The 21,791-nt window shown below is 35.9% G+C and carries 26 protein-coding genes and 2 pseudogenes; 24 read left to right on the top strand and 4 right to left on the bottom strand.

Going from position 1 to position 21,791, the window contains the following annotated elements:
* The first annotated feature begins 161 nt into the window (after positions 1 to 161).
* The 9 genes and pseudogenes from MLD65_RS13985 to MLD65_RS18155 all read left to right on the top strand — a co-directional run bounded on the left by MLD65_RS13985 (position 162) and on the right by MLD65_RS18155 (position 8,058).
* Positions 162 to 1,292 carry an acyl-CoA dehydrogenase family protein gene (locus MLD65_RS13985; protein WP_243292486.1) on the top strand — a complete coding sequence of 377 codons (1,131 nt, stop codon included), beginning with the start codon at positions 162 to 164 and terminating at the stop codon, positions 1,290 to 1,292.
* Complete coding sequence (locus MLD65_RS13980; protein WP_243292485.1) at positions 1,286 to 2,638, top strand: dihydroorotase; 1,353 nt, start codon at positions 1,286 to 1,288, stop codon at positions 2,636 to 2,638. Before MLD65_RS13985 ends, MLD65_RS13980 begins: the two co-directional genes overlap by 7 nt.
* Before the next feature lie 8 nt (positions 2,639 to 2,646).
* Positions 2,647 to 3,888 carry an MFS transporter gene (locus tag MLD65_RS13975; protein ID WP_243292484.1) on the top strand — a complete coding sequence of 414 codons (1,242 nt, stop codon included), beginning with the start codon at positions 2,647 to 2,649 and terminating at the stop codon, positions 3,886 to 3,888.
* Positions 3,889 to 4,005: 117 nt separating this feature from the next.
* Positions 4,006 to 5,566, top strand: a pseudogene (locus MLD65_RS13970) (IS3 family transposase).
* Between the two features lie 273 nt (positions 5,567 to 5,839).
* The gene (gene nfsA / locus MLD65_RS13965) at positions 5,840 to 6,589 is read left to right on the top strand and encodes an oxygen-insensitive NADPH nitroreductase (protein WP_243292483.1); all 750 of its coding nucleotides are present in this window, start codon (positions 5,840 to 5,842) and stop codon (positions 6,587 to 6,589) included.
* 117 nt (positions 6,590 to 6,706) lie between these two features.
* Positions 6,707 to 6,934, top strand: coding sequence for a Mu transposase domain-containing protein (locus tag MLD65_RS18470; protein WP_481748530.1), 228 nt, complete (start codon positions 6,707 to 6,709; stop codon positions 6,932 to 6,934).
* Between the two features lie 148 nt (positions 6,935 to 7,082).
* Complete coding sequence (locus MLD65_RS13960; protein WP_243292482.1) at positions 7,083 to 7,304, top strand: hypothetical protein; 222 nt, start codon at positions 7,083 to 7,085, stop codon at positions 7,302 to 7,304.
* A 297-nt stretch (positions 7,305 to 7,601) separates the two neighbouring features.
* Positions 7,602 to 7,790 carry an ATP-binding protein gene (locus MLD65_RS18160; RefSeq protein ID WP_347709309.1) on the top strand — a complete coding sequence of 63 codons (189 nt, stop codon included), beginning with the start codon at positions 7,602 to 7,604 and terminating at the stop codon, positions 7,788 to 7,790.
* A 32-nt stretch (positions 7,791 to 7,822) separates the two neighbouring features.
* Positions 7,823 to 8,058, top strand: a pseudogene (locus MLD65_RS18155) (ATP-binding protein).
* 190 nt (positions 8,059 to 8,248) lie between these two features.
* On the opposite strand, the gene MLD65_RS13950 reads toward MLD65_RS18155, so the two are convergent.
* Complete coding sequence (locus MLD65_RS13950) at positions 8,249 to 8,707, bottom strand: tyrosine-type recombinase/integrase (RefSeq protein WP_347709308.1); 459 nt, start codon at positions 8,705 to 8,707, stop codon at positions 8,249 to 8,251.
* Positions 8,708 to 9,247: 540 nt separating this feature from the next.
* Between MLD65_RS13950 and MLD65_RS13945 the strand changes: the two genes are divergently transcribed.
* Positions 9,248 to 9,616, top strand: coding sequence for a replication termination protein (locus MLD65_RS13945; RefSeq protein ID WP_279326086.1), 369 nt, complete (start codon positions 9,248 to 9,250; stop codon positions 9,614 to 9,616).
* Here the strand turns inward: MLD65_RS13945 and MLD65_RS13940 are convergent.
* A complete protein-coding gene (locus tag MLD65_RS13940; protein WP_243292480.1) occupies positions 9,613 to 9,858 on the bottom strand; it encodes a hypothetical protein in 246 nt (81 codons plus the stop codon). The two genes, MLD65_RS13945 and MLD65_RS13940, sit on opposite strands and share 4 nt — an antisense overlap.
* A gap of 304 nt (positions 9,859 to 10,162) precedes the next feature.
* Here MLD65_RS13940 and MLD65_RS13935 point away from each other — a divergent pair, with 304 nt between their 5' ends.
* From MLD65_RS13935 to MLD65_RS13925, 3 genes are all read left to right on the top strand, one after another.
* Entirely contained in the window at positions 10,163 to 10,549 is a 387-nt protein-coding gene (locus MLD65_RS13935; RefSeq protein ID WP_243292479.1) for a hypothetical protein, read from the top strand.
* 167 nt (positions 10,550 to 10,716) lie between these two features.
* Complete coding sequence (locus MLD65_RS13930; RefSeq protein WP_243292478.1) at positions 10,717 to 11,493, top strand: enoyl-CoA hydratase-related protein; 777 nt, start codon at positions 10,717 to 10,719, stop codon at positions 11,491 to 11,493.
* 285 nt (positions 11,494 to 11,778) lie between these two features.
* Complete coding sequence (locus MLD65_RS13925; RefSeq protein ID WP_243292477.1) at positions 11,779 to 12,879, top strand: GerAB/ArcD/ProY family transporter; 1,101 nt, start codon at positions 11,779 to 11,781, stop codon at positions 12,877 to 12,879.
* Between the two features lie 78 nt (positions 12,880 to 12,957).
* On the opposite strand, the gene MLD65_RS13920 is transcribed toward MLD65_RS13925, so the two are convergent.
* Entirely contained in the window at positions 12,958 to 14,043 is a 1,086-nt protein-coding gene (locus MLD65_RS13920; RefSeq protein WP_243292476.1) for a DUF3900 domain-containing protein, read from the bottom strand.
* A 541-nt stretch (positions 14,044 to 14,584) separates the two neighbouring features.
* Complete coding sequence (locus MLD65_RS13915) at positions 14,585 to 14,806, bottom strand: hypothetical protein (protein WP_243292475.1); 222 nt, start codon at positions 14,804 to 14,806, stop codon at positions 14,585 to 14,587.
* A gap of 183 nt (positions 14,807 to 14,989) precedes the next feature.
* Between MLD65_RS13915 and MLD65_RS13910 the strand changes: the two genes are divergently transcribed.
* The 11 genes from MLD65_RS13910 (at position 14,990) to MLD65_RS13860 (ending at position 21,738) form a co-directional block, all read left to right on the top strand.
* On the top strand, positions 14,990 to 15,235 hold the full coding sequence (locus MLD65_RS13910) for a DUF1657 domain-containing protein (protein ID WP_243292474.1): 246 nt from the start codon (positions 14,990 to 14,992) through the stop codon (positions 15,233 to 15,235).
* Positions 15,236 to 15,483: 248 nt separating this feature from the next.
* Positions 15,484 to 15,813 carry a PadR family transcriptional regulator gene (locus MLD65_RS13905; RefSeq protein ID WP_243292473.1) on the top strand — a complete coding sequence of 110 codons (330 nt, stop codon included), beginning with the start codon at positions 15,484 to 15,486 and terminating at the stop codon, positions 15,811 to 15,813.
* Positions 15,800 to 16,375 carry an HAAS signaling domain-containing protein gene (locus MLD65_RS13900; protein ID WP_243292472.1) on the top strand — a complete coding sequence of 192 codons (576 nt, stop codon included), beginning with the start codon at positions 15,800 to 15,802 and terminating at the stop codon, positions 16,373 to 16,375. The genes MLD65_RS13905 and MLD65_RS13900 overlap by 14 nt, the downstream gene beginning before the upstream one ends.
* A complete protein-coding gene (locus MLD65_RS13895; protein ID WP_243292471.1) occupies positions 16,372 to 17,241 on the top strand; it encodes a DUF4097 family beta strand repeat-containing protein in 870 nt (289 codons plus the stop codon). The genes MLD65_RS13900 and MLD65_RS13895 overlap by 4 nt, the downstream gene beginning before the upstream one ends.
* Positions 17,242 to 17,405: 164 nt before the next feature.
* Positions 17,406 to 17,855, top strand: coding sequence for a YhcN/YlaJ family sporulation lipoprotein (locus tag MLD65_RS13890; RefSeq protein ID WP_243292470.1), 450 nt, complete (start codon positions 17,406 to 17,408; stop codon positions 17,853 to 17,855).
* Between the two features lie 12 nt (positions 17,856 to 17,867).
* Positions 17,868 to 18,347 (top strand): stage V sporulation protein AC, encoded by a 480-nt coding sequence (gene spoVAC, locus MLD65_RS13885; RefSeq protein ID WP_243292469.1) that lies wholly within the window; start codon positions 17,868 to 17,870, stop codon positions 18,345 to 18,347.
* Between the two features lies 1 nt (position 18,348).
* Entirely contained in the window at positions 18,349 to 19,359 is a 1,011-nt protein-coding gene (spoVAD, locus tag MLD65_RS13880; RefSeq protein WP_243292468.1) for a stage V sporulation protein AD, read from the top strand.
* A 1-nt stretch (position 19,360) separates the two neighbouring features.
* Positions 19,361 to 19,717 carry a stage V sporulation protein AE gene (gene spoVAE / locus MLD65_RS13875; protein WP_243292467.1) on the top strand — a complete coding sequence of 119 codons (357 nt, stop codon included), beginning with the start codon at positions 19,361 to 19,363 and terminating at the stop codon, positions 19,715 to 19,717.
* A gap of 8 nt (positions 19,718 to 19,725) precedes the next feature.
* A complete protein-coding gene (locus tag MLD65_RS13870) occupies positions 19,726 to 19,932 on the top strand; it encodes a DUF1657 domain-containing protein (protein WP_243292466.1) in 207 nt (68 codons plus the stop codon).
* A gap of 18 nt (positions 19,933 to 19,950) precedes the next feature.
* Positions 19,951 to 20,811, top strand: coding sequence for a DUF421 domain-containing protein (locus MLD65_RS13865; RefSeq protein WP_243292465.1), 861 nt, complete (start codon positions 19,951 to 19,953; stop codon positions 20,809 to 20,811).
* 15 nt (positions 20,812 to 20,826) lie between these two features.
* Complete coding sequence (locus MLD65_RS13860) at positions 20,827 to 21,738, top strand: NAD(P)/FAD-dependent oxidoreductase (RefSeq protein WP_243292464.1); 912 nt, start codon at positions 20,827 to 20,829, stop codon at positions 21,736 to 21,738.
* Positions 21,739 to 21,791 lie beyond the last annotated feature (53 nt).

The raw sequence follows: 21,791 nt of genomic DNA, 5'->3' as shown, positions 1-21,791 counted from the left end.
AATTTTACCATTGTCATTATGCACCTACCTGGTGAAGTGATTTTATTGATCCAAAAGGATGCATATCCCTATTATATCAAGGTTTGTCGCTGTGAATATCTATTTTTTTATCACGGATTCAGGTATAGAACAAAATGTTACGAAAATAGGAGATGTTAGTCTTGAAATACAAGAACAAATCATACATATCCTTAGCTTATGATCTAGTCAGAGATATTATCAGCAAAGAGGCTTGTTATATTGACAAGTATGGGGTATTTCCTAATAAAAGTATGGATTGTTTGAGAGAGTCTGGTTTATTAGGAATCCTTATTCCAGAGGAATTCGGAGGACTAGGAGGTGATATCTTAGAATTTACCAAAATAACAGAAATCATTTCAAGAGGGTGTAGCTCAACAGGAACATTATATATGTTTCATAATCAAGTTGTTCAAAGAATACTAGATTTCGGTACAGATAATCAAAAACATATTTTACTACCTAAAATGGCAAAAGGATTAATATTAGGTGCTTCTTCATGGAGCGAATTATTAGCTGGAGCTGATAAAAAAAATTTAAAAACAACAGCCCGACTTTACAATGATCAAATTATTCTTAATGGAAACAAAGCTTATTGTACAGGTGCTGGCGAGGCTGATATATACACAATTTTAGTTAGAAGTAATGAGGATAAACCGAATGAACAATCATTTGTAATTGTTGAAAAAGATAGAAATGGTATTACTTTTGGTGAATCATGGGATGGAATGGGATTACGAGGAACATCGACTAAGGAGATATTTTGTAAAGAATGCATTGTTCCGTTTAAAAATTTATTAGGAGGTCTAGGTAAAGGTAAGGAAATAATGAAACGTAATAGGCAAACTGCTATACATCCTGGAATTGTAGGGTTAGGTATCTGCAAATCCGCATTAGATGTTGCTAGGAAATTACTTATAAAAAAACCTAATATTTGGGAGTATCAAAATACCCGTTTTGTTATTAGTAATCTAGTCATTTTAACTAACTCAGTTGAAGCATTGATATATAGAGCTGCGGATTTAGCAAACAAAAATAGTCCCGAAGCTGAATTCGTAGTACTAGAAGCCAAAGTTATTTCAGCGGAGGTGGCTGAAAAAGTTACAAATGAAGTACTTCAATTATCTGGGGCAAAAGGTTATTCGCAGTTTTCCAAAATATCAAGACTATATAGGGATGCTAAGGCCATCGGATTAATGGGACCAACTACCGAATTATGTAAAGAATTTATAGCTGGTAGATGGAATATTAAGGGAGGGGATCTGCTGTGTTAGAAGGAGAAAGAATAGATGTGCTAATTAAGAATGGTACTGCATTTCTTCCTCAACCTTTAGAAAATGCCTATATTGGTATAGCAGATGAAAAAATAGTTTATATAAATGATTATGCTCCTGAGAATATAGAGGTTCAGAAAGTAATAGATGCCACAGATTTATTTATTTTACCTGGCTTGGTTGATAGTCATGTTCACTTTCGAACTCCAGGTCAAACACATAAAGAAGATTTTTTACATGGTAGTAGGGCTGCTGCTGCTGGTGGTGTTACTACGATAATAGACATGCCCAATACAATTCCTCCAATAAATAATCTCAAGGAGTTGAAAAATAAAATAAACGATGTAAATGGGACTTCGTATGTCGATTATTCATCTCATTTTTTATTAACCAATGAAAATATTGATGAAATTAAGCTTCTCTATCCATCTTTTATTTCGTCTGTGAAAGTTTTTATGTGCGGTCACGAAACTGCGAAAGAGACTGTTTTTAATTTTTCATACCTAAAGGAAGTGTGTATTTTATTAAAGGAAAAGGGATTAACCCTAACTGCACACGCTGAATATCAGCCACTATTTAGGAAAAGCAATATTCAAACCCCTTTGGATTACTCAAAGGTAAGAGATAGGGAAGCAGCTATTGAAGCAGTAAAGATGCTAATACAGATTTCTAAAGAAACATCTTGCCACATTCATATTCTCCATGTTTCAACGATGGAAGAAGCAAAACTGTTGAGTGAGGCAAAGAATAAAGGAATAAATGTTACATATGAATTTATTCCTCCACACTTAACCTTTATAGAAACTGATTTTCATAATTTGGGGTGGAAATATAAATTAAGTCCGGCCTTAAGAAGAGAGAAAGATAAAGATTATTTGTGGGATCAATTAATAAAGGGAAACGTTGATACTATCGGCTCCGATCACGCTCCACACACACTAGCAGAAAAGAATGGAACTGAACCTCCTGCTGGTATGCCCGGAGTACAGGAGCTGTTACCTGTTTTATATAGCGGATTGTTAAATCGGAAGGTTCCCCCTCATCTGGCGTGTAGCATTATTGCTAAATTATGTTCTGAAAACCCAGCAAATATGTTTGGAATTAAAAATAAGGGAAGAATTTCTTATGGATATGATGCCGACCTAGTTTTATTTAGTCCAAGTTATGAAGGAAAACTAAGTAAACTATATTCCAAATGTTCATGGTCCCCTTATGAAAATATTGTATTAAAAGGTCAAGTTATCATGACTTTTTTACGAGGATTTATAATTTACAAATTAGGTAGTTTTCCGGAAGAGAGAATTGGCACATATATACATGAAAGAGAAGCGATTGGAGTGAGCTAAATCGTAATATGGATGACAAAAAAAATACATTTTTAAACTTACTTAGAGAAAACAGAGAATATAGGCATCTATTTTATGGACAAACTTTAAGTGTGTTAGGGGACTGGTTCCATACAATTGCCTTATTAGGGTTCGTGTATTCAGAAACGAAATCTACCTTGATGTTAGCTCTTACACTAATCAGTAAAGGGTTACCTCAACTTATTTTGAGTCCTTTTATAGGTTATTTAGTAGATAGTTACAACAAAAAATGGATTATGTTTTATACAGACATCCTTCGGGGAGTAATTGTACTTGGCTTTTTACTAGCATATAAATATGTTTGGATTATATTTATACTTAATATTTTGTTAGCAACTTTACAAACTTTGTTTGGACCGGCAAAACAAGGTGTGATTAAATATACGGTGAAAAAGGACCAGATAGTGATTGCTAATTCACTATCTAGTACGATAAATGGATTAATGTCCGTAGTTGGTGCATCTATAGGGGGAGTGGTTGCAGGACTATTCAGTGTACAGTCTGCATTTATTATCAATAGTCTGTCCTTTTTTGGTTCTGCATGGTTTATTTATCTCATCAAGATACCACAACATTTAGAAAAAAAGACAAAAAATCGTGTCTACAACGATATAAAAGAAGGATATAAATTTATAATAAACAATAAAATCATTCTTACTCTAATATTGGTAGGTATGTCGTGGGGTGTTATTGGTGGAGTATATCAGTTATTTTTAACTTATTATGCTGAAGAGGTTTTCCATTCAGGAAGTACAGGAATCGGTCTGCTGTATACAACACAAGGTATAGGGATCATAATTGGAGGATTAATCGTTAAATATTTTATCGGTAGTGATGATCACAAGATGAAGAAAGCATTTGGATTAGCCTACCTTTTTCAAGGAGTATTTTTTTTATTTTTTGTTTTATCCAATACACTTTATGTTGGATGTATAATGTTATTGTTTATGAGAATCGCTGGTGGGGTAATTATCCCCCTAGATACTACTTTAATTCAAAACTACACTGAGAATGATAAAATCGGTAAAGTTTTTTCTTTGCATTATTCCATTTATAGCTCACTTATTAATCTGTCTATGTTTATTTCAGGAATATTATTAGAAAGGATGTCTTCTAGGGTTTTAGGAGTGGGACTAAGTGTACTTTGCATCTTGATTAGTTTGATATGGTTATATATGTATTACTCTAACAATTTTGGAAGAAAGAATATCCATAAGCCTACTACTTAAGATTTATAGCTCGCCCTGTTTTTTTGGGTTAGAGGTTTTTATTCTCCCCCTCTGTTAGGATAGATGTCGTAGGGAACTTTAGTGTATAGTTTAAGTAATACACGGAGGTTGATCGACATGAAAAGTAAAAATGGCAAACGATATACAAAGGAAGAGAAAGAAACTATTGTTAGGAGAATGATACCTCCTAACAATGAATCTGTAAGTCAATTAAGCGAAGAACTAGGAATCACAGAACCTACGTTATACAAATGGAGGAAGGAAGCCCGAATAGCTGGAAACCCTACACCTGGTGATGGACAAAGTTCTGAACAATGGAGCAGTGAAAATAAGTTTCTCGTTGTGATGGAAACATACACAATGAATGGTGCAGAGTTAGCAGCGTATTGTCGTAAAAAAGGACTTTATAAAGAACAAATTGAGGCATGGCGTGATACTTGCCTTAACGCAAATGGTCAGCAATCGAATCAAACAAAGCAATTGAATCAAGAATTAAAAGAGGAGAAAAAACGGGCAAAAACTTTAGAAAAAGATTTACGTAAAAAAGAGAAAGCTTTGGCAGAAGCTGCGGCTTTACTGTTATTAAGAAAAAAGGCCCAAGCGATCTGGGGTGGGGGGACCAAGAGGACGAATGATCAGCCTGTCAGATCGCGCACTAGCAGTAGAACTCATTCAAGAAGCTAATCAGAATGGTGCGCGAATAGCTCTTGCGTGCAAAGAGTTAAATATTAATGTGCGCACCTATGAACGCTGGGTTTCAGAAGGAGGAATTAAAGAGGATTAGCGTCCCCATGCGATTCGACCAGAACCAAAAAACAAGTTAACAAAAGAGGAAAAGGAAAAGGAAAAGATCATAAAAGTCGTTAAAAAGGAAGAATTCGCCAATTTACCCCCTACACAAATTGTTCCAAAACTAGCCGACCAAAGTGTTTATATTGCCTCTGAATCTAGCTTTTATCGGGTGTTGCGTGAACAAAATATGCAAAATCATAGAGGGAGAAGCAAAAAACCAGAACGAAGAATACCTGAAAGTCACATAGCAAAAGCTCCGAATCAAGTTTGGACGTGGGCATTACGTGGTTAAAAGGGCCAGTAAAAGGGTTGTATTTCCGACTCTATATGATAATCGATATATTTAGTAGAAAGATAGTAGGTTGGGAAGTTTGGGAATCAGAGGAAGCAAAATATGCGGAGGAATTGATTAAGAGAGCTGTTATTAGTGAAAAAATTCAAGGAAAACCTCTTGTGCTCCATTCGGATAATGGAAGTCCAATGAAAGCCGCAACATTTCAAGCTTTACTTGAAAAAATTGGGGATCCAACGTTCGTACTCAAGGCCAAGAGTCAGCAATGATAATCCCTATTCTGAAGCGATGTTTAGGACTCTAAAATATCGTCCTGAATACCCTGACAGAGGCTTTGGAACACTTGATGCAGCACGAGAATGGGCAATGCAATTTGTATATTGGTATAACTGTATCCATTTACACAGTGGGATAAATTTTGTAACTCCAGAACAGTGTCATACAGGGGTCTACTTAGATGTGCTAAAAAAACGAAAAGAAGTATATGAGCAGGCGAAGCAAAAGCATCCAGCGCGTTGGTCTCGCTCAACAAGAAATTGGATTGCGCATGAATCGGTAGAATTAAATCCAATGAAAGAAGAAAGTAAAAATTGAAAAAAATAAATTTTCCTCAGTCGAGCTAAAATGCCCCTTTGCCCTTCTCAAAAAAGAACAGAATGTATTCTGTGCTTTTTTGAGAAGGCCACCAAGCGAAGCGCGGTAGATGCTCTATTAATTAAATACACTAGTAAATAAGAAAATGCGACAATTATCTTGACAAACACCGTTATAAACTATAGATAAAAGAACAAATATTTGTTTTTTCATTTTAATAAATAAACAGTAATGTACGACTTTGGATCATTTATGTAGGAGGCAAGATAAATTATGAATTGGGTTATTGAAACAATTTTGCAGCATCGTTCCATTCGTAATTTTGAAGATCGGTCATTATCTGATGAGCAAATTCGCACTATTGTCGAATGCGCCCAAGCAGCATCAACATCTAGTTTTATTCAACCCTACTCAATTATTGGAGTGAAAGATAAAGATACGAAACAAAAGCTCGCCGAGTTATCAGGAAACCAACCTTACGTGGAGAATAATGGTCATTTCTTTGTATTTTGTGCAGATTTATATCGTCATAAAATTGTAGGTGAAATGGAAAATGTCGATTTTTCCACTACTTTAGAAAGTACCGAAAAGTTTATGGTTGCGCTTATTGATACGGCCTTGGCTGCACAAAATGCTGCAATAGCAGCGGAATCTATTGGATTGGGAGTGTGTTATATTGGCGGTTTACGGAACAATTTACACGAAGTTTGCAAACTCCTAAAAATCCCTCAACAAGTTATTCCGTTGTTTGGTCTTGCAATAGGATACCCAGCACAGGATCCTGATAAAAAGCCACGCTTACCATTTCATCATATTTACCATGAGGAAACATACCAGCAAGATCGTTCCGAAATAGAAAAAGAATTGAAACATTATAATGAAATTGTTTCTTTTTACTATAAGAAGCGCACAAACGGAAAACGAGATGACACATGGACTAAACAAATGTCAAACTTACTTAGTAAACAAAGTAGAATGTATATAAAGAGTTTTGTTGAAAGTAGAGGATTTTGCTTAAGATAACTCCCTAAGAATAAATATAGTAGTCGGAAGAGGTTTCTTCGTCTTTTCTTTATGACGGGAAATCAAACAAATGTTTTTTGAAATTACTCCGTCAAATTTTATTATTGTGTAACAGTTATAAATGAAAATCATTCACAAGGAAGAGCTAAGAGGCAGACTATTAAACGTCCGAAAACGAAATTCGAAGCTTGTCGGGTCGTTTCTTGCCAGGTCAACAATACATCTTTGATTACCGTTAATACCAATCAATATTCTGTTCCTTGTAGTTATGTAGGTCAAAATGGTATGGACAAAATTTTTTGTCGATTGAATAATCGTTGTGACTCAAAACCAATTGATCACTGAACATCTGCTTTCTTATGAACTGAATCAAATAATCATGAACTTAGACTATTACCTAGAGGTGTTATTAATAAAACCTTGATCTATTCGGGATGCCTATACATTCCAATCATCTGACATTCCTGATGTGTCCAAGCGTTCTCATCGCAAGATGACGGAACAAGAAGGAAGCATAGGAGCTCGTAAATTTATCCGCCTTCTACTCCTTCACCGTGAAATCGAAATGGAAAAGTTAACACAATCCTTGAATGAAGTAGAAAAGCAGGTATACTGGTATGAAATCGTCCACGATATGATTCAGAAGCTTACGAATCATGACTTTCAATTCCATGACTTATCAAAAGACAAAACACCGGTGAAATTACAGGAGTAAAAGTGCAAAAAGCAAAATAAGGTCAACTAACGGGGAGGTCAGATGAAATAACAACAGAATTACTCATAGGGGCATGTAACCAAACAACTAAGAATGCCCACCATTGCCAAACAATATCGCTCTTTGACCGGTAAATTAGAAGAAAGAATTCATTGATACGACGAATTTTTATTGGCATTACTAGAATTAGAAATTCAGACAAGAGAAAAATTAAAAGCAGAGAAGGCTCAAACAAGTTACTCTTCCAGTGTTAGATACCTATAACTTTACATTAATGCCAAGTTTAAATGACAACCGATTTCTTCCACTTGCACAAGGGAGTTCGTAGAGAGGAAAGAGAATATTATATTTCTTGGAAACAGTGGGACAAAAAAAACGCGTCTGGCTACTGATCTAGAAATCGCCATTAATGAAAATGGCTATAAAATGAAGTTTATTACGACTTCTGAGTTAGTAGAAGAAATAAACATAGCCAATAAAAACTAGGAACGTTTGAAAAGAAGTGTATCAAATATAATGTGATTATCGTAGATGAACTGGGATATGTCCCCTTTTCGAAAACAGGCGCTGAGCTATTTTTTCAGTTATTTTCATGTCGCTATCAACAAGTAAGCGCCATCATTACGACAAACCTTGAATTTACCGAATGGACCAGCGTATTCGGAAATAAGAAGATAACACTGCATTACTTGATAGACTTACTCATCGTTCGCACATTCTTTTATTAAACGGGGAATCTTATCGCTTCCGCTAAAGTATTATGTAAAAAGAAAATGGAGAAGGGTAGTAAACTGCAGCGCGAGGTGTTTGAGTTTCTCGCCCCGGGGAGGGGCGAGAAACTCAAACACCCACATACTCCTATTTATGGGAGTTTTCATTCCAAGAGGTGCTCACTTTTGAAGTGAGCACCTTTCTGGAATTTATCATTGACAAATACAATGCTATTACTCCATTCTGTCGATTACTTTTCGTGCATCTTCATTTGATAAGTTTGTATATAAAGAGGTTGTTTCTATTGAATTATGACCAAGCTGATCTCGTAGTAATACAAGATTTCCACCTGAACGCAGCCATTCACTCGCGAAGGAATGACGCAATTTATGAGGGCTTATGGTTTTACCAGAGTTAAATGCTTTTGTATACTTATGGACATTTTCTTCAATGGTACGAGTAGAAATTGGATTCGCTTTCTCTTGATACTTTGTTAGAAAGATATATCGTTGGTCCTCTGAAGGTTTATACCGCTCCTGGCGTATGGCTAAATAGTTTTCTAGGTCTTTTAAAGCCCATGATGTTACTAAAACCGTATCGGCTTTATCTCCTTTGTGAATGACGTCAATCTGTTTCTTCTGAAAGTCAACGTATTCCATTGTGATATTGGCTAATTCAGAAACACGGGAAATTCATACAAACCTAGTTCATATAAGACCGATGATGGGAAGTAACAACCCCGCCAACCCCTGAGACACAGGGGATTGGCGGGGTTCAGTTTTTACTCCTTTATGCAAAAATTAATACATCGTTAATGGATCAGGGGTTTCTCCTTTCGTGAAGCCTTGGATCTTGCATAAAAAGGCGGATTTTATGCAGTCATCCTTTCGCTTTTCTCCCTTTAAACACATGATAAAAGAATCGAAAAAATGAAGAGAAAGAGGGTATCCACAAATAAAATATCACAATATCGAAAAAAAAATAGGGCTTATTTTGACAATAGGATAATGAATTAGAAATAAAAAGAAATAGGTGAGTGAATTGGCGAGGACTCCAATTTGACCACCACACCCCATATCACTTCTAACAAAACTATGTTCTAAATGAAAAATAGGTAAAAGAAAGTTTTCATCCTACCTATTATACGGTAAAATAACAATATAATGATCGATTTAAGTCAACAAGACGTTAAATGTACATAATAAAATTATCGTAAACTAGAGGTGGTCATTTTGAGTGAAAAGCGTAATCCGAGTGGTTTTTTATTAAAACAACGTGCTTTTTTAAAGCTATATTTAATAACGATGACAGAAGAGGAACGGCTTTATGGTTTAAAATTATTAGATGTTTTACGTAGTGAATTTAAACCATATGGATTTAAACCAAATCATTCGGAATTGTATAAGGCATTGCATGATCTCATTCATGACGGAATTTTAAGACAAGTAAAAAAGAAAAAAGAGGGGACGGAATTCCAAGAAGTCGTTTATTATGAATTTGTTGATTATGAAAAAGCAAAGAAATATAAGCGTCAATTAAAAGTTGAACTAGATCGCTGTAAGGGCTTAATTGAAAAAGCAATTCGTGATAATTTCTCTTAAAACCAATGAGGAAACACCCATCTTTTTCGATATTCTGATTCAGAAAGAATGGTATATAAATAGGAGAATTCGTCGTAAGAATTTTTTTGAAATTCGAATCGTTCCATACATACCTCGAATATATTTGACTCGATTTCTAAAAAAAGGCCAGATCGGATCAAGTGATCTTTCCATTCGTTATAAAGATGACTCGATAAAAAGTCGTCAAAACGTTCTTCAATTTCATGGAATGATAATAGCATGCATATACCTCCCTTGTTAGCAGTATTCGTATAGATCATAAATTTTAAACAAATTTTCAACAAAATGAGACGTATTCCTATGTTTTAAAAACGGCAACTATCATTTCGTCACTTCTTTTCACATTGTGGGAACTTTTTCCTTGCTTGTTCGTATGGATTGACTATACTTAAAGTATAGGTTCAATCTAATATAGAGGTTAGGAATTTCTTTAAACTTAGAATGAAAAGACAATTTCCATCATATATTGTGATTTGTGAAGAGTAGCGAGTGCTGCTCTTCTTTGTAGTGAAGGAGGTATACGTCATGTTATCAGTAGAAGGAAAGAAGCGGCTGTTATTTTTATTACTCATTATTTTTGCTGTACTAGTAGCTATTAAACTATTAGGTCAAGGAGTTCAAACGTTTAGCTTTTTTAATGAAAGTGCTGGTGAAAAGCTAGAGAAACTACCAGAGCATGAAACGGTTACGTTAAAGGATGATAAAGATTATAAAGTGTATTATAGTGAAATTGTCGACATTCAAGATGATACCTATTTTGCACGGTCAAAGGATGGATTTAAATTTTCCTTTAAAGAAGAAAACTTAGATGAGCCATTAAAGGATTCCTTACAGATTGGTGATGCTGTTAAGGCTTATTTTGATATTACCGCCAGTGTAAATGGATTATCAAAAGTAGAAAAAATGAAATAAGGTTTCAGACGAACTCACTGAAAAGTGGGTTCTTTTTCGTTTCATGAGAAGGAATTCACAAGAAAAGTATCGAAAACAATTAGTGATTGTATATTCCAAACCAATTGAAAATGTGGATGGGGGAGTTGGATTTGGAAAACTGTTTAAAGAAAGGGGTACATAAAAACATGAGTAATATTTTATTTCAAAAGGAAAATCATATTGGCTTTGTCACGATTAATCGGCCGGATTCGTTAAACTGTTTTAATTATGAGACGTTATTACAGCTTGAAAATGTTATCGAGGAAATTGAACACGACCGAGATGTTCGAGCTGTGATTATAACAGGTGCCGGTGAGAAAGCGTTTAGTACAGGGGCAGATTTAAAAGAACGAAAAACATTAACAGAAGACCAAGTGCGTCGAAACGTTAAAAAAATTCGCCATGTCTTCAATAAAGTCGCGAATTTACCACAACCAACCATCGCAGCTGTAAATGGATATGCCTTTGGAGGCGGGTTTGAGTTAATGTTGGCATGTGATTTTCGTATTGGTGCAGAAGAAGCGGTCATTGGGTTAACAGAAGTAAGCTGGGCCATCATCCCAGGAGCAGGGGGAACGCAAAGGTTACCACGATTAATTGGTGAGGCAAAAGCAAAAGAACTTATTTTTACTGCTCAAAAGCTGAATGCAAAAGAAGGAATCGACTTTGGAATTTTCACGAATGTTGTAGAACGTGAGCAATTAATAGAGGAATGCGTTCAATTTGCAAATAAAATGCTCGCGCAAGGCCCAATTGCCATCCAACAGGCGAAATTTGCCATCTCAAAAGGAATGAATGTCGATCTTCAAACAGGACTTGAGATAGAATTTAAAGCATACGAGCAAACAATCCCGACAAAAGACCGAATTGAAGCATTAGAAGCATTTAGTGAAAAGAGAAAGCCGCAATTTAAAGGAGAGTGACCATAACGAACCACCTTAAGTAACATCCCAATACTGCAAACAGGAAAGAGGATTCTATGTTGATTAAAAAACGTAGTTCCTCTTTATTTTTGTTGCTAACGATTTGTATAACATCTTATGTTGGTTATGAGTTTGACGAATAACTCTTTCTGTAAAAAATTCGTTTCATTGGAATGTTATCTCTAATGTTCTCGATATTAAATCAAGTAAAAATGTGTAAGTTTTCTAAATTGAGTGTAGTATCTCATAAAATGAGACTTAGTTGTTAACAATAGGGGCAGGCAGGTGAGATTTTTGTTTGAAAATGAAAAAATAAGTTCCTCCCAATTTATGTACCTTGTCATATCTTTTACAATTGGTAGTTCTGTCTTGTTAGCACCGGGCCTCCTTGTTGCAGAAGCCAAACAGGATGGCTGGCTTGCAGGAATCATTGGTTTAGGTATTGGACTTATATGTGTCATTTTATATATTGCTTTAGGAAAACAATTTCCTAATAAGACGATTGCAGAAATGAATGAAATCGTTTTTGGCAAATGGATTGGGAAATTTGTATCCATTTCATTTTACATTTTTTTATCCGTTTTAGGAGGAACTGTCCTATGGGATATCGGAAATTTCATGGTTACTCAAATTTTTGTTGAAACACCTATAGAAGCTTTTCATTTCGTTGTTATCAGTATTGTAATCATGGGGACGCGTTTAGGAATTGAAACGATTGTAAGAACAGCAGAAATATTTATTCCGTGGATTTTTATCCTCCTTTTTGTTTTACTTATCCTGATTGTTCCGCAAATTGACTTTACAAAAATCCAACCGGTTTTAGAAAACGGATCTAAACCAGTAGTACACAGCGCCATCATTTTTTCAGCGACTCCCTTTGTTCAACTTGTCGTATTTTTAATGATTTTTCCTTATGTGAACCGATTGAAGCAAGCAAGTAAGGCATATTTGTTAGGAACAGTTATTGCTGGGCTTTTTTTAATTATAATTACAACAATCTCAATAACAGTCCTTGGTGCACAAATTACATCCCTTCAAGCATATCCAAGTTATATTTTAAGTAAGAAAATAAGTGTTTGGAAATTTTTTGAACGGATGGAAGCTATTATTGCCATTGTTTGGATGTTGACGATATATTTTAAGCTGACAACTATTTTCTATGCGTTATCTTTAGGTATTGCCCAAACGTTAAACATGAAGGACTATCGAGTCGTTACCATTCCTCTAGGTACTAGCATCACGATACTTGGAATTATCACTTCTCCTAATTCAGTCTATTTAAATGAATTCGCTTCGACAGAATGGATAGCGTACTCATTTACATATGGAGTTTTTATGCCGTTAGTTTTATTCATAACAGCAAAGATTCGTAAACTATCACCATGACCCCCAAAGATAATGAAAAATAAGAAACAGACCTTGGGTCAAGCCTATAAAAAGCTGACCCGATTTTTAAGGTCAGCTTCACGTTAAATTAATGTCATTTTTACTTTGCTTTCTGCTCATTTTGTCTAAAACAGTGTGCAAATCATCCGGCTTATGAAACTCAATAGGTGAAACACCTTTCTCAAACTGAATCGTATCCGCTTCAACAAGTAGCACATATCGACCATTAATCTTTCCTAAATGAATCGTTTCGCCAAAATCAGCTAGCAGGCCTTTAATTTGTGTATTTCCAAGCTTCATTTTCAGCTCAACCTCTGGTGTATGCTCTACTATATGGGCTGTCGCTTCCACAACCTGCTCTGTTGTAAGTCTCTCTTGAATCTCGCGTTTTGGACTTGCTTCCCAAACCTCTAATTCATGTTCAAATTGTTGGCGCTCCTCGCTATCTTCTTCATACGTTTCATAAACGTGTTCCTGAACCATCGTTTTCACTTGTGTTCTTACGATTTCCGGCATAGATTTTTCATATTCAACAAACTTTAAAAAATCTTCAAAATACCTAGCATGGGAGGCCTGATGGATTTTTAGCTCGCTTTCTTCGATCATCCCTTCTTCTGGCATATACGGGTATTGAATGGACTTCATGCCTTTTGTCGTAATAGCCATCTCAACATTTTGAATGAGTGACGTTTCATCTGCGATCGAAGCCACTTTCGGTTCAAAATCACATTTCATAATAAAAACGAACGGGTCATCAAAATATTTTCTAAGCTTTGCTTGGGCGACAAGAAAGGCCCCGCCACGTATCGCACTGGCATCAACATAAGCGGTGACGACTTGTTCACTAGCAATCTTAAAGTCTTCCAACGTTTCGGCAAAACGGAGGCGATGAAAAAGGTTGTAATTCGGATTTGAGTCCAAATCATGTCCTGGCTCAACAATAAATCGTCCAATCTTTGTCGGAACTTGTTCATTTTTCGGGTAACGCTCCACTTTACGTTTCGAGATTTTCGCAAGCTCACCATCTAAGAAGTTTTTTAGCGGACTGCTTTCATAACTTTTAGCATCCAATGTTTGAAAATGTTTATGATGTTTCAACGTTTGCTCACCTTTTCCTTCAACATGGACGACGAAAAACGATAATAAATTTATGACAAAATCCATTTAACTCACCTTGTTCTAATTTTTAGTACAACTAAGTTTATATAATAATTGAGGCTTTCGTCAATGAAGTGGTATTTATTTATAAAAGCGAGAGGGCACCTGGAGCTGGAGTTTCCCCTTTTAAGTGAGGGTATAGCAGCTCTTGTATAAACGGAGCTACTATCATTTCAGACTGAGGGTATTGAGGATACTGACGATTGTAATAAGGGTAGTGATAATAATAATACATGTCAAAATTCCTTTCCGAATTTTTACTTTATCGTATGCTCCGCACTTCTCCTAGGGAATCGTCTTGGATGATATTTTAAAATGAAGCAGAATACAAACCTAATTCATTTGTAAATAGTGTTAGAACAACAATAAAAAAATAAAAGAGCCTATTTTGAAAAAATAATCAAAATAGGCTCTAAATTTATTAACGCCATGAAGCAAAGCTTCACCAATAGTGATGAAAATGGCTTCTATTTTCATGGGAGTGGGGGATGAAAAATGCCCCACTAAATGAATTTTCGCTTTATTACATGAAGCTAATTTTTCACAATTATTGGTTTGGCATTAAATTTTTCCACTGTCGTTGGAGTGGTTGTACAACAGCTTGCATTCCGTTTCTTCGATCTCTGGCCATTCCGTATGCCCAAGCTCCACCGAGTCCTATTCCTAATAACGATAACCACATCATCCCGCGATGATTTCGTTTACCAAACATCCATCTATTTCCTCTTCCGAAATTGAATAAAGTAGTTAACCAACGCATATTGTTCAATTTCTCACACCTCACTTTGCGGAAGTATTGGAAGTTGTTCTTCCAACAACTATAGTGTTTGTGGGATTCCCTTAAATATGAGGAGAAATTGTTATTTGCATGTTGAAATTATTACCTGTATGTGGCTATTTGTTCAGGAGAATTTAATATTGTATTTAATAAATTTTTCAGGAGGAAAGTCCAATGACAGTTGCAACTCAAGTTCATCAAACATTAGCAGGTCTAAAAAGTGCTCAAGCAAGTTTAGAATCATTTGCCTTACAAACGGAAAATGAGCAAGCGAAACAAATGTACGAGCAGGCTGCACAACAAACACAACAAGTAGTTGATCAGTTAAATCAACGTTTTCAACAAATCCAACAAGAAGAACCACAATTTAGTCAAAATCAGCAACCAACCCAAAACCAACAAAAAAATCAGAAAAAATAAATTTCCTAAAAGGCAGGTAATAAAGCACATGAATATTACTTGCCTTTTTTATATTTTCCCAATCCACTATTAGAAAAACTGCTCAAAAAGGAAGATCCATTTTAAAAAGCAAGACGTAGAGAAGGCCATTATAAGAAATAAATGGAACTTTCCCCGTTAGTACCTTGTAATATTCAATAGTAAAGCATATAATAATGTTACACATAGTACCTTGTATTAAACAGTACCTTTTTAAAGGAGGTGTACGAATGAACGTACAATTTAAAAAAGGTGTGTTAACATTATGTGTATTAGTTTTATCAAAAAAGAAAGATCACTATGGATATGAACTCGTAAAAAGCATATCAGAAAAGTTTTCAATTGCAGAAGGTACCATCTATCCTCTTCTAAGAAGGTTAACAAAGGAAGGTTATTTCTCAACCTATCTAGTTGAATCACAAGAAGGTCCACCGCGAAAATATTACAAATTAACAGAAGCAGGATGCGCTTATATGCAGGAGCTGGTAGATGAATGGAAGGCTTTTTCAACGGGGGTTAACGAAATTATTGAGGAGGGGATGAAGCATGACAAAACTTGAATTTATGAACAGGTTAGAAAAGTTATTAAACGGAATACCTGAGGAAGAAAAACAAGAGCTTCTCTATGACTACGAAGAACATTTTCGGATGGAAATGGAAAGTGGCAAGACAGAGGAAGAAATAACAAAATCACTCGGTAAACCAGAAATTATCGCAAAAGAATGTAAAACGAATTACCACTTAGAAAATGCCACAAAGAATAAGTCCGTAACAAGTCTTTTTCGAGCGATTTATACATCGATTGGTTTAGGGTTTTTTAATCTTGTCTTTTTACTCGGTCCATTCATCGCTGCACTCGGTATCATTTTTTCGTTATATGTCGTTTCTTTATCCTTAGTATTAACGCCCGTAGCGGTTATTAGCTCCTATTTTTTTGTTGATCAAACATCTGAATTTTTTCTGAATTTATTTATATCGATCGGATGTTTAGGGTTAGGACTCTTAACTGGTGTTCTTGCCATTAAAGTTTCTAGAATATTCATCACGTGGTTTATCAAATATGTAAGATCAAACTTAAATATGATTAAAGGTGAGAACTATAAATCGGGGGAATCAATATGAAAAAAGTTGTGAAAATTGGCATACTGCTCGTAGTCATTGGATTAATTGGCACCGTTAGTCTTCTTATAAGTGGAGTAGGCTTTAAACAGGAAGAAGTGATGGAACAGAAGGAAATTGACGGAAGAGAAATTCAGAACATTTCAATAAAAACAGATTTAGCAAATATTTATTTAAAGCCAGTTAAAGCTGAACAAATATATGTTGAAATAATTGGAAAGACAACAAGAGAACTAAATACGGTATTTAGTACATCAACTGATCACCGAACGCTAGAAATATCAATGGAGCAGAAGAGACCATGGTTGTTTAATGCTAGTTTCGGCTTTAATAGTGATTCATTAGATTTACATGTCTCTTTACCGGAAAAAATGTATAATACTTTAAATATGGAGACTGAGCTTGGAAACATCTCGTCCGATCATAAGTTCATGGCTAAAAATGCAATATTCAAAACAGATTTAGGCAACATCGAACTAACAGGATTTGAAGGAGAAAAAATTACTGCTGACACATCTCTAGGTGACATCATAATAAATGAACTAAATGCTACATTTCATTTTCAAGCTGAAACCGGTGATATAGACATTTATTCGGTTAAAAAACTAACAGATACGAATACTATTCGAACAGAAATGGGAGATGCAAACGTAACCCTAAGTCAAGATCCGCAACCTCTAAACATGGATCTCTCAACTGAATTAGGTGATATCAATACAAATTTATCTGTCACGACAACGGTTTCTGGAGGCGAAGCGTTAAAGGACATTACGAGCCAAACATTAAAAGGTCAATATGGCGAAGTTCGTAAAAATAGCCCGAGCCTAGTAATTACTACCGAACTAGGAGATATAACATTAAAGAAGTAACAGAAAAAGTAAATAAGAAACGATCGTCCGTTAGTTCTTATGTGCATATGAGAGCTAACGGACTTTTTCATTAACTAGATGTTCTCAAATGTAATAAATATTCATTATTGTTCACATGATAATGATTAACAAGAACAAATTTACCTATAGGATGGTCGTTACGAATGAAAAGATTATGTAGTTTCCTTTTGGTTATATTAGCGATTTTATGCAGTTGTTCTCAAAATTCAAACGACAACAAAGCAACAAATTCACCAAACATAAGTCAGGTCTCACATCACCAAATCGATCAATCGGATGCGAAAAAAGCTGAAAAGATCGTGGAAAAGATGGATACCATCCCCGAGGTTATTGCAGTAAATACTGAGAAAGACTTATTAATTGCTTATCGGATCAATCACCTAAGTCGATTTACTTTAAAAGAAACGGATAAAAAGATTAAAAAGAAATTGAAAAAAACATTTAAAGATAAGGAGTATAAAATTACCGTTTCCCACGATATAAAAGTGATACTTGAAACGGAAAAGTTAGTAAATGACCTGCCCAATTTAGATAAGAAAAAATTAAACAAAAAAGTTAAAAAAATTATTGAATTAAGCAAAGAAGAAGCATAAGAAGGTGTAAACATGGCAAATGAAAAACGGAAAGAAAATACTCCTACGATGCAAGAATATTATCAATTAGAAAAAAAGCATGAAACGAAAAGACCTTTGTTCAAAAATTGTTTGAAAGCTTTCTTAGTTGGAGGCATTATTTGTACAGTTGGCCAAGCGATTCAACTGTTTTATATTTATAATTTTAACTTTAATGAACAAACAGCAGGGAACCCAACAGTTGCAACGATGATTTTTATTTCGATGCTTTTAACGGGATTTGGTGTTTATGATCGTATCGCTCAATTTGGCGGTGCTGGGTCAGCTGTACCAGTTACTGGATTCGGTAATGCGGTCATTTCGGCTTGTATTGAGCACCGGACAGAAGGATTTGTTCTCGGTGTTGGCGGGAATATGTTTAAACTTGCTGGATCGGTTATTTTATTTGGGACGTTTTCGGCGTTTGTCGTGGCACTTATTAAAACCATTTTAATCCAATGGGGAGGTTTTTAATATGCTCGTTGGACATCGAACATGGGTGTTTCAAAATAAGCCAGTTATTCGTTCAACAGGTACAGTAGGTGGACCGTTTGAAGCAAACGGAAAAATAGCTGAAGATTTTGATTTATTACATGAAGATTTATGGCTTGGAGAAGACTCTTACGAGAAGGCCCATCGAGTATTATTTGAGGAAGCTTATTTTACGGCTTTAAAGAAAGCTGGAATTCAAAAAGATCGGGTTCATTTTTTAATAGCAGGAGATCTCGTCAATCAAATGACACCGTCAAGTTTTGCTGCGAAAACGATGAGTCTTCCTTATTTTGGCGTTTTTGGAGCTTGTTCTACATCGATGGAAGGGCTTGCGTTAAGTGCCTTTATCGTCAATCATGGAGGCGCAAAATATATATTAACAGGAGCCGCAAGTCATAATACCGCCATTGAAAAGCAATTCCGCTATCCGACAGAATATGGTGGACAAAAACCACCTACTGCACAGTGGACGGTCACCGGGGCAGGAGCTGCACTTGTTTGTTCAGATGGGGATGGCCCCGTTATCACTTCCGCTACGATAGGAAGAGTTGTTGATTTAGGGATGGATGATCCGATGAATATGGGTGGAGCGATGGCCCCAGCAGCGGTTGATACGATTGAAGCCCATTTAAGAGACTTAAATATTGAAGCGACTTATTATGATTTAATTGTTACAGGAGACTTAGGAAAAATCGGTCATTCAACAGCACTCGATTTATTAGTCAAGCATGGAGTATCTGTTAATGAAGAGCTATACCAAGATTGCGGGATGCTGATTTATCGAGACGGACAACCCGTCCTTGCAGGTGCCAGTGGTGCAGGATGTTCCGCTGTTGTCACCTACGGACATTTATTAAATCGAATGAAAAAAGGGGAACTAAAACGTTTATTAGTCGTCGCAACAGGTGCTTTATTATCGCCCCTTTCTTATCAACAAGGGGAAACGATTCCTTGTATTGCCCACGCTGTATCGATTGAGATGAGGGGGTGTTAACATGCTTGCAAGTTTTTTCTGGGCTTTTGTCATAGGTGGATTCATTTGTGTCATTGGACAAATATTATTTGACGTGTTCCAGCTTACGCCAGCTCATACATTAAGTATTTTTGTTGTCATTGGTGCGATTTTAGACGGTGTCGGACTATATGAGCCATTTGTCGATTTTGCTGGAGCCGGAGCGACGGTTCCGATTACAAGCTTCGGCAATTCGCTCGTCCATGGTGCATTAAGAGAAGCAGAGGAGCATGGCATCATTGGTGTACTAACCGGTATGTTTGAAGTAACGAGCGCCGGTATTTCTGCCGCCATTATTTTTGGATTTATCGGTGCTCTTTTATTTAAACCAAAGGGGTGAGGTAACAAATGACGGTCGCATCACAAGTGAAACAAAGCTTAGCAACGTTAAAAAGTATCCATGCAACATTACAAAAATATGCTTTACAATCTTCTGATGAAGAAGCGCAACGAGTATTTCATGAAACGATGCTTGAGACTGAAACCATCATCGATGATTTAAAAGAACGAATTGGCCAGCTTGAGTATGAAGAACCTCAATTTAAAGGATTTTAATCAAAAGGAGTCATCACGATGCCAGAATGGGTAGAAGTCATTATTCGCTCGATTTCACTGATTGTCGGACTATTCATCATTGCTAAATTGTTAGGGAAAAAACAGCTTTCCAAGCTATCGTTTTTTGAATATATCGTTGGGATTACGATTGGAGATATTGCTGGAACATTATCGATGGATGCTGAATTAAACTTAGCAAATGGGATTATTAGCATTCTCGTGTGGGCTTCCATTCCGATTATCATTTCTTTTATTTCATTAAAAAGCCCTACGTTTCAACAGTTTATCGAAGGGAAACCAACAGTATTTATTAAGAATGGAAAAATCATGGAAGATAATTTAAAAAAGGAAAAGTATCCTGTTACTAATTTACTCGAACAGCTTCGGAAAAAAGATATATTTCATGTAGCCGATGTAGAATTTGCTACGTTAGAATCAACAGGCGACTTAAGTGTCCTCTTAAAAAAAGAAAAGCAGCCTGTAACGATAGGGGATATCGAGAAATATCCTATTTCAATAAAAGAACCGCAAAATGTCATTTTGGATGGAAAAATTTACGATGAAGCATTAGCTACGCTTGGATTAGGCAGAGGCTGGCTCAAAGAAAATTTAGATAAACTAGGGGTTGCAGTTGAAAATGTGTTTTTAGGACAAGTTGATTCATACGGTCAGCTAACCGTTGATTTATATGACGATAAAATAAATGTGCCAGCTCCTTCCGAAAAACAATTATTATTAGCCTCATTAAAAAAGGTAGAGGCGGACTTTGAGCTATATGCGTTGCAAACAGAACAGAAAAACGCAAAGCAAATGTATATCGAAAATCAAGGACGACTCAATGACCTTATTCATCGATTAACACCCTATTTAGAAAGTTAAAAAGGAGTCTTTAATATGACCTTTGATTGCATTATCATTGGCGGAGGCATCGCAGGGTTACAAGCTGCGATTCAACTTGGACGATACTGCCACAATATCGTTGTGATTGATACGGGATTCGGTCGGTCAACATTATGCAGGATGTACCATAATATATTAGGTTGGCCAAATGGTATTGATGGGCAAGCATTACGCCAGTTAGGTAGGGAGCATGCTGAAAAATACGGAGTTACTTTTCACACAGACCGAGTGGTCAATCTTTATAAAGAAGGCCATGGTTTTACTGTACAAACAGAACGAAATTACACTTATTTTTGTAAAACCGTTTTATTCGCAACAGGTGTAATGGACCGAATTCCGTCCTTTTTACATAATCAATTCAAGCCTTTTTTAGGAAAATCAATCTATGTTTGTCCGGATTGTGATGGCTATGAGGTTAGAGGTCAAAAAACCATTGTGATTGGATCAGGAGATTCAGGTGCCAATATGGCTCTAACGTTAACATATTGGACAGACAACCTTTTGTTCGTCAATCATGAAAAAAAAGAAGTGAACGCTTCCCTTCAAAAATCGCTTCACCAACATAACATTCCAATTATTTCAAAAGGTGTACAAAAAATAATTTCAAGCCCATCTACTGCGTTTCGAGGTGTCCTGTTAGAGGATGAGACGTCAATCGAAGGTTCAAAAGGATTCATAGCTTTTGGAGGAAATCATGTTTCATCCCAATTAGCTGTTTCTTTAGGTGTACATGTCCAAAAAAACAACCATATTATCGTCGATGAACGGACGAAAGAAACAAATATACGAAACGTATGGGCAGCAGGTGATGTTGTTGCTCACTCTGAACAAGTAACCATTGCAATGGGAGAAGGTTCACAAAGCGCGATTTGGATTCATAAGCGATTAATGGAATTAAATGCATAGTCTGAATGAGGAACGAAAATATTAAGAAAGAAATGAACATAATCGATGATTTT

It is taken from the genome of Bacillus sp. FJAT-47783 (genome assembly GCF_022808615.1).
Classification (GTDB): domain Bacteria; phylum Bacillota; class Bacilli; order Bacillales; family Aeribacillaceae; genus Bacillus_BZ.
Note: the sequence above shows the minus strand (reverse complement) of the source record. Positions and strands in the feature narration are given on the sequence as shown.

Bases quoted from the DNA above. Each gene is read 5' to 3' on its own strand.
- MLD65_RS13865 (WP_243292465.1), top strand. From the start codon at position 19,951: ATGCCAGAATGGGTAGAAGTCATTATTCGCTCGATTTCACTGATTGTC.
- MLD65_RS13910 (WP_243292474.1), top strand. From the start codon at position 14,990: ATGACAGTTGCAACTCAAGTTCATCAAACATTAGCAGGTCTAAAAAGT.
- MLD65_RS13930 (WP_243292478.1), top strand. From the start codon at position 10,717: ATGAGTAATATTTTATTTCAAAAGGAAAATCATATTGGCTTTGTCACG.
- MLD65_RS13900 (WP_243292472.1), top strand. From the start codon at position 15,800: ATGACAAAACTTGAATTTATGAACAGGTTAGAAAAGTTATTAAACGGA.
- MLD65_RS13920 (WP_243292476.1), bottom strand. From the start codon at position 14,043: ATGGATTTTGTCATAAATTTATTATCGTTTTTCGTCGTCCATGTTGAA.
- MLD65_RS13895 (WP_243292471.1), top strand. From the start codon at position 16,372: ATGAAAAAAGTTGTGAAAATTGGCATACTGCTCGTAGTCATTGGATTA.
- spoVAC (WP_243292469.1), top strand. From the start codon at position 17,868: ATGGCAAATGAAAAACGGAAAGAAAATACTCCTACGATGCAAGAATAT.
- MLD65_RS13905 (WP_243292473.1), top strand. From the start codon at position 15,484: ATGAACGTACAATTTAAAAAAGGTGTGTTAACATTATGTGTATTAGTT.
- spoVAD (WP_243292468.1), top strand. From the start codon at position 18,349: ATGCTCGTTGGACATCGAACATGGGTGTTTCAAAATAAGCCAGTTATT.
- MLD65_RS13870 (WP_243292466.1), top strand. From the start codon at position 19,726: ATGACGGTCGCATCACAAGTGAAACAAAGCTTAGCAACGTTAAAAAGT.
- MLD65_RS13940 (WP_243292480.1), bottom strand. From the start codon at position 9,858: ATGCTATTATCATTCCATGAAATTGAAGAACGTTTTGACGACTTTTTA.
- spoVAE (WP_243292467.1), top strand. From the start codon at position 19,361: ATGCTTGCAAGTTTTTTCTGGGCTTTTGTCATAGGTGGATTCATTTGT.
- MLD65_RS13960 (WP_243292482.1), top strand. From the start codon at position 7,083: ATGACGGAACAAGAAGGAAGCATAGGAGCTCGTAAATTTATCCGCCTT.
- MLD65_RS13860 (WP_243292464.1), top strand. From the start codon at position 20,827: ATGACCTTTGATTGCATTATCATTGGCGGAGGCATCGCAGGGTTACAA.
- nfsA (WP_243292483.1), top strand. From the start codon at position 5,840: ATGAATTGGGTTATTGAAACAATTTTGCAGCATCGTTCCATTCGTAAT.
- MLD65_RS13975 (WP_243292484.1), top strand. From the start codon at position 2,647: ATGGATGACAAAAAAAATACATTTTTAAACTTACTTAGAGAAAACAGA.
- MLD65_RS13890 (WP_243292470.1), top strand. From the start codon at position 17,406: ATGAAAAGATTATGTAGTTTCCTTTTGGTTATATTAGCGATTTTATGC.
- MLD65_RS13935 (WP_243292479.1), top strand. From the start codon at position 10,163: ATGTTATCAGTAGAAGGAAAGAAGCGGCTGTTATTTTTATTACTCATT.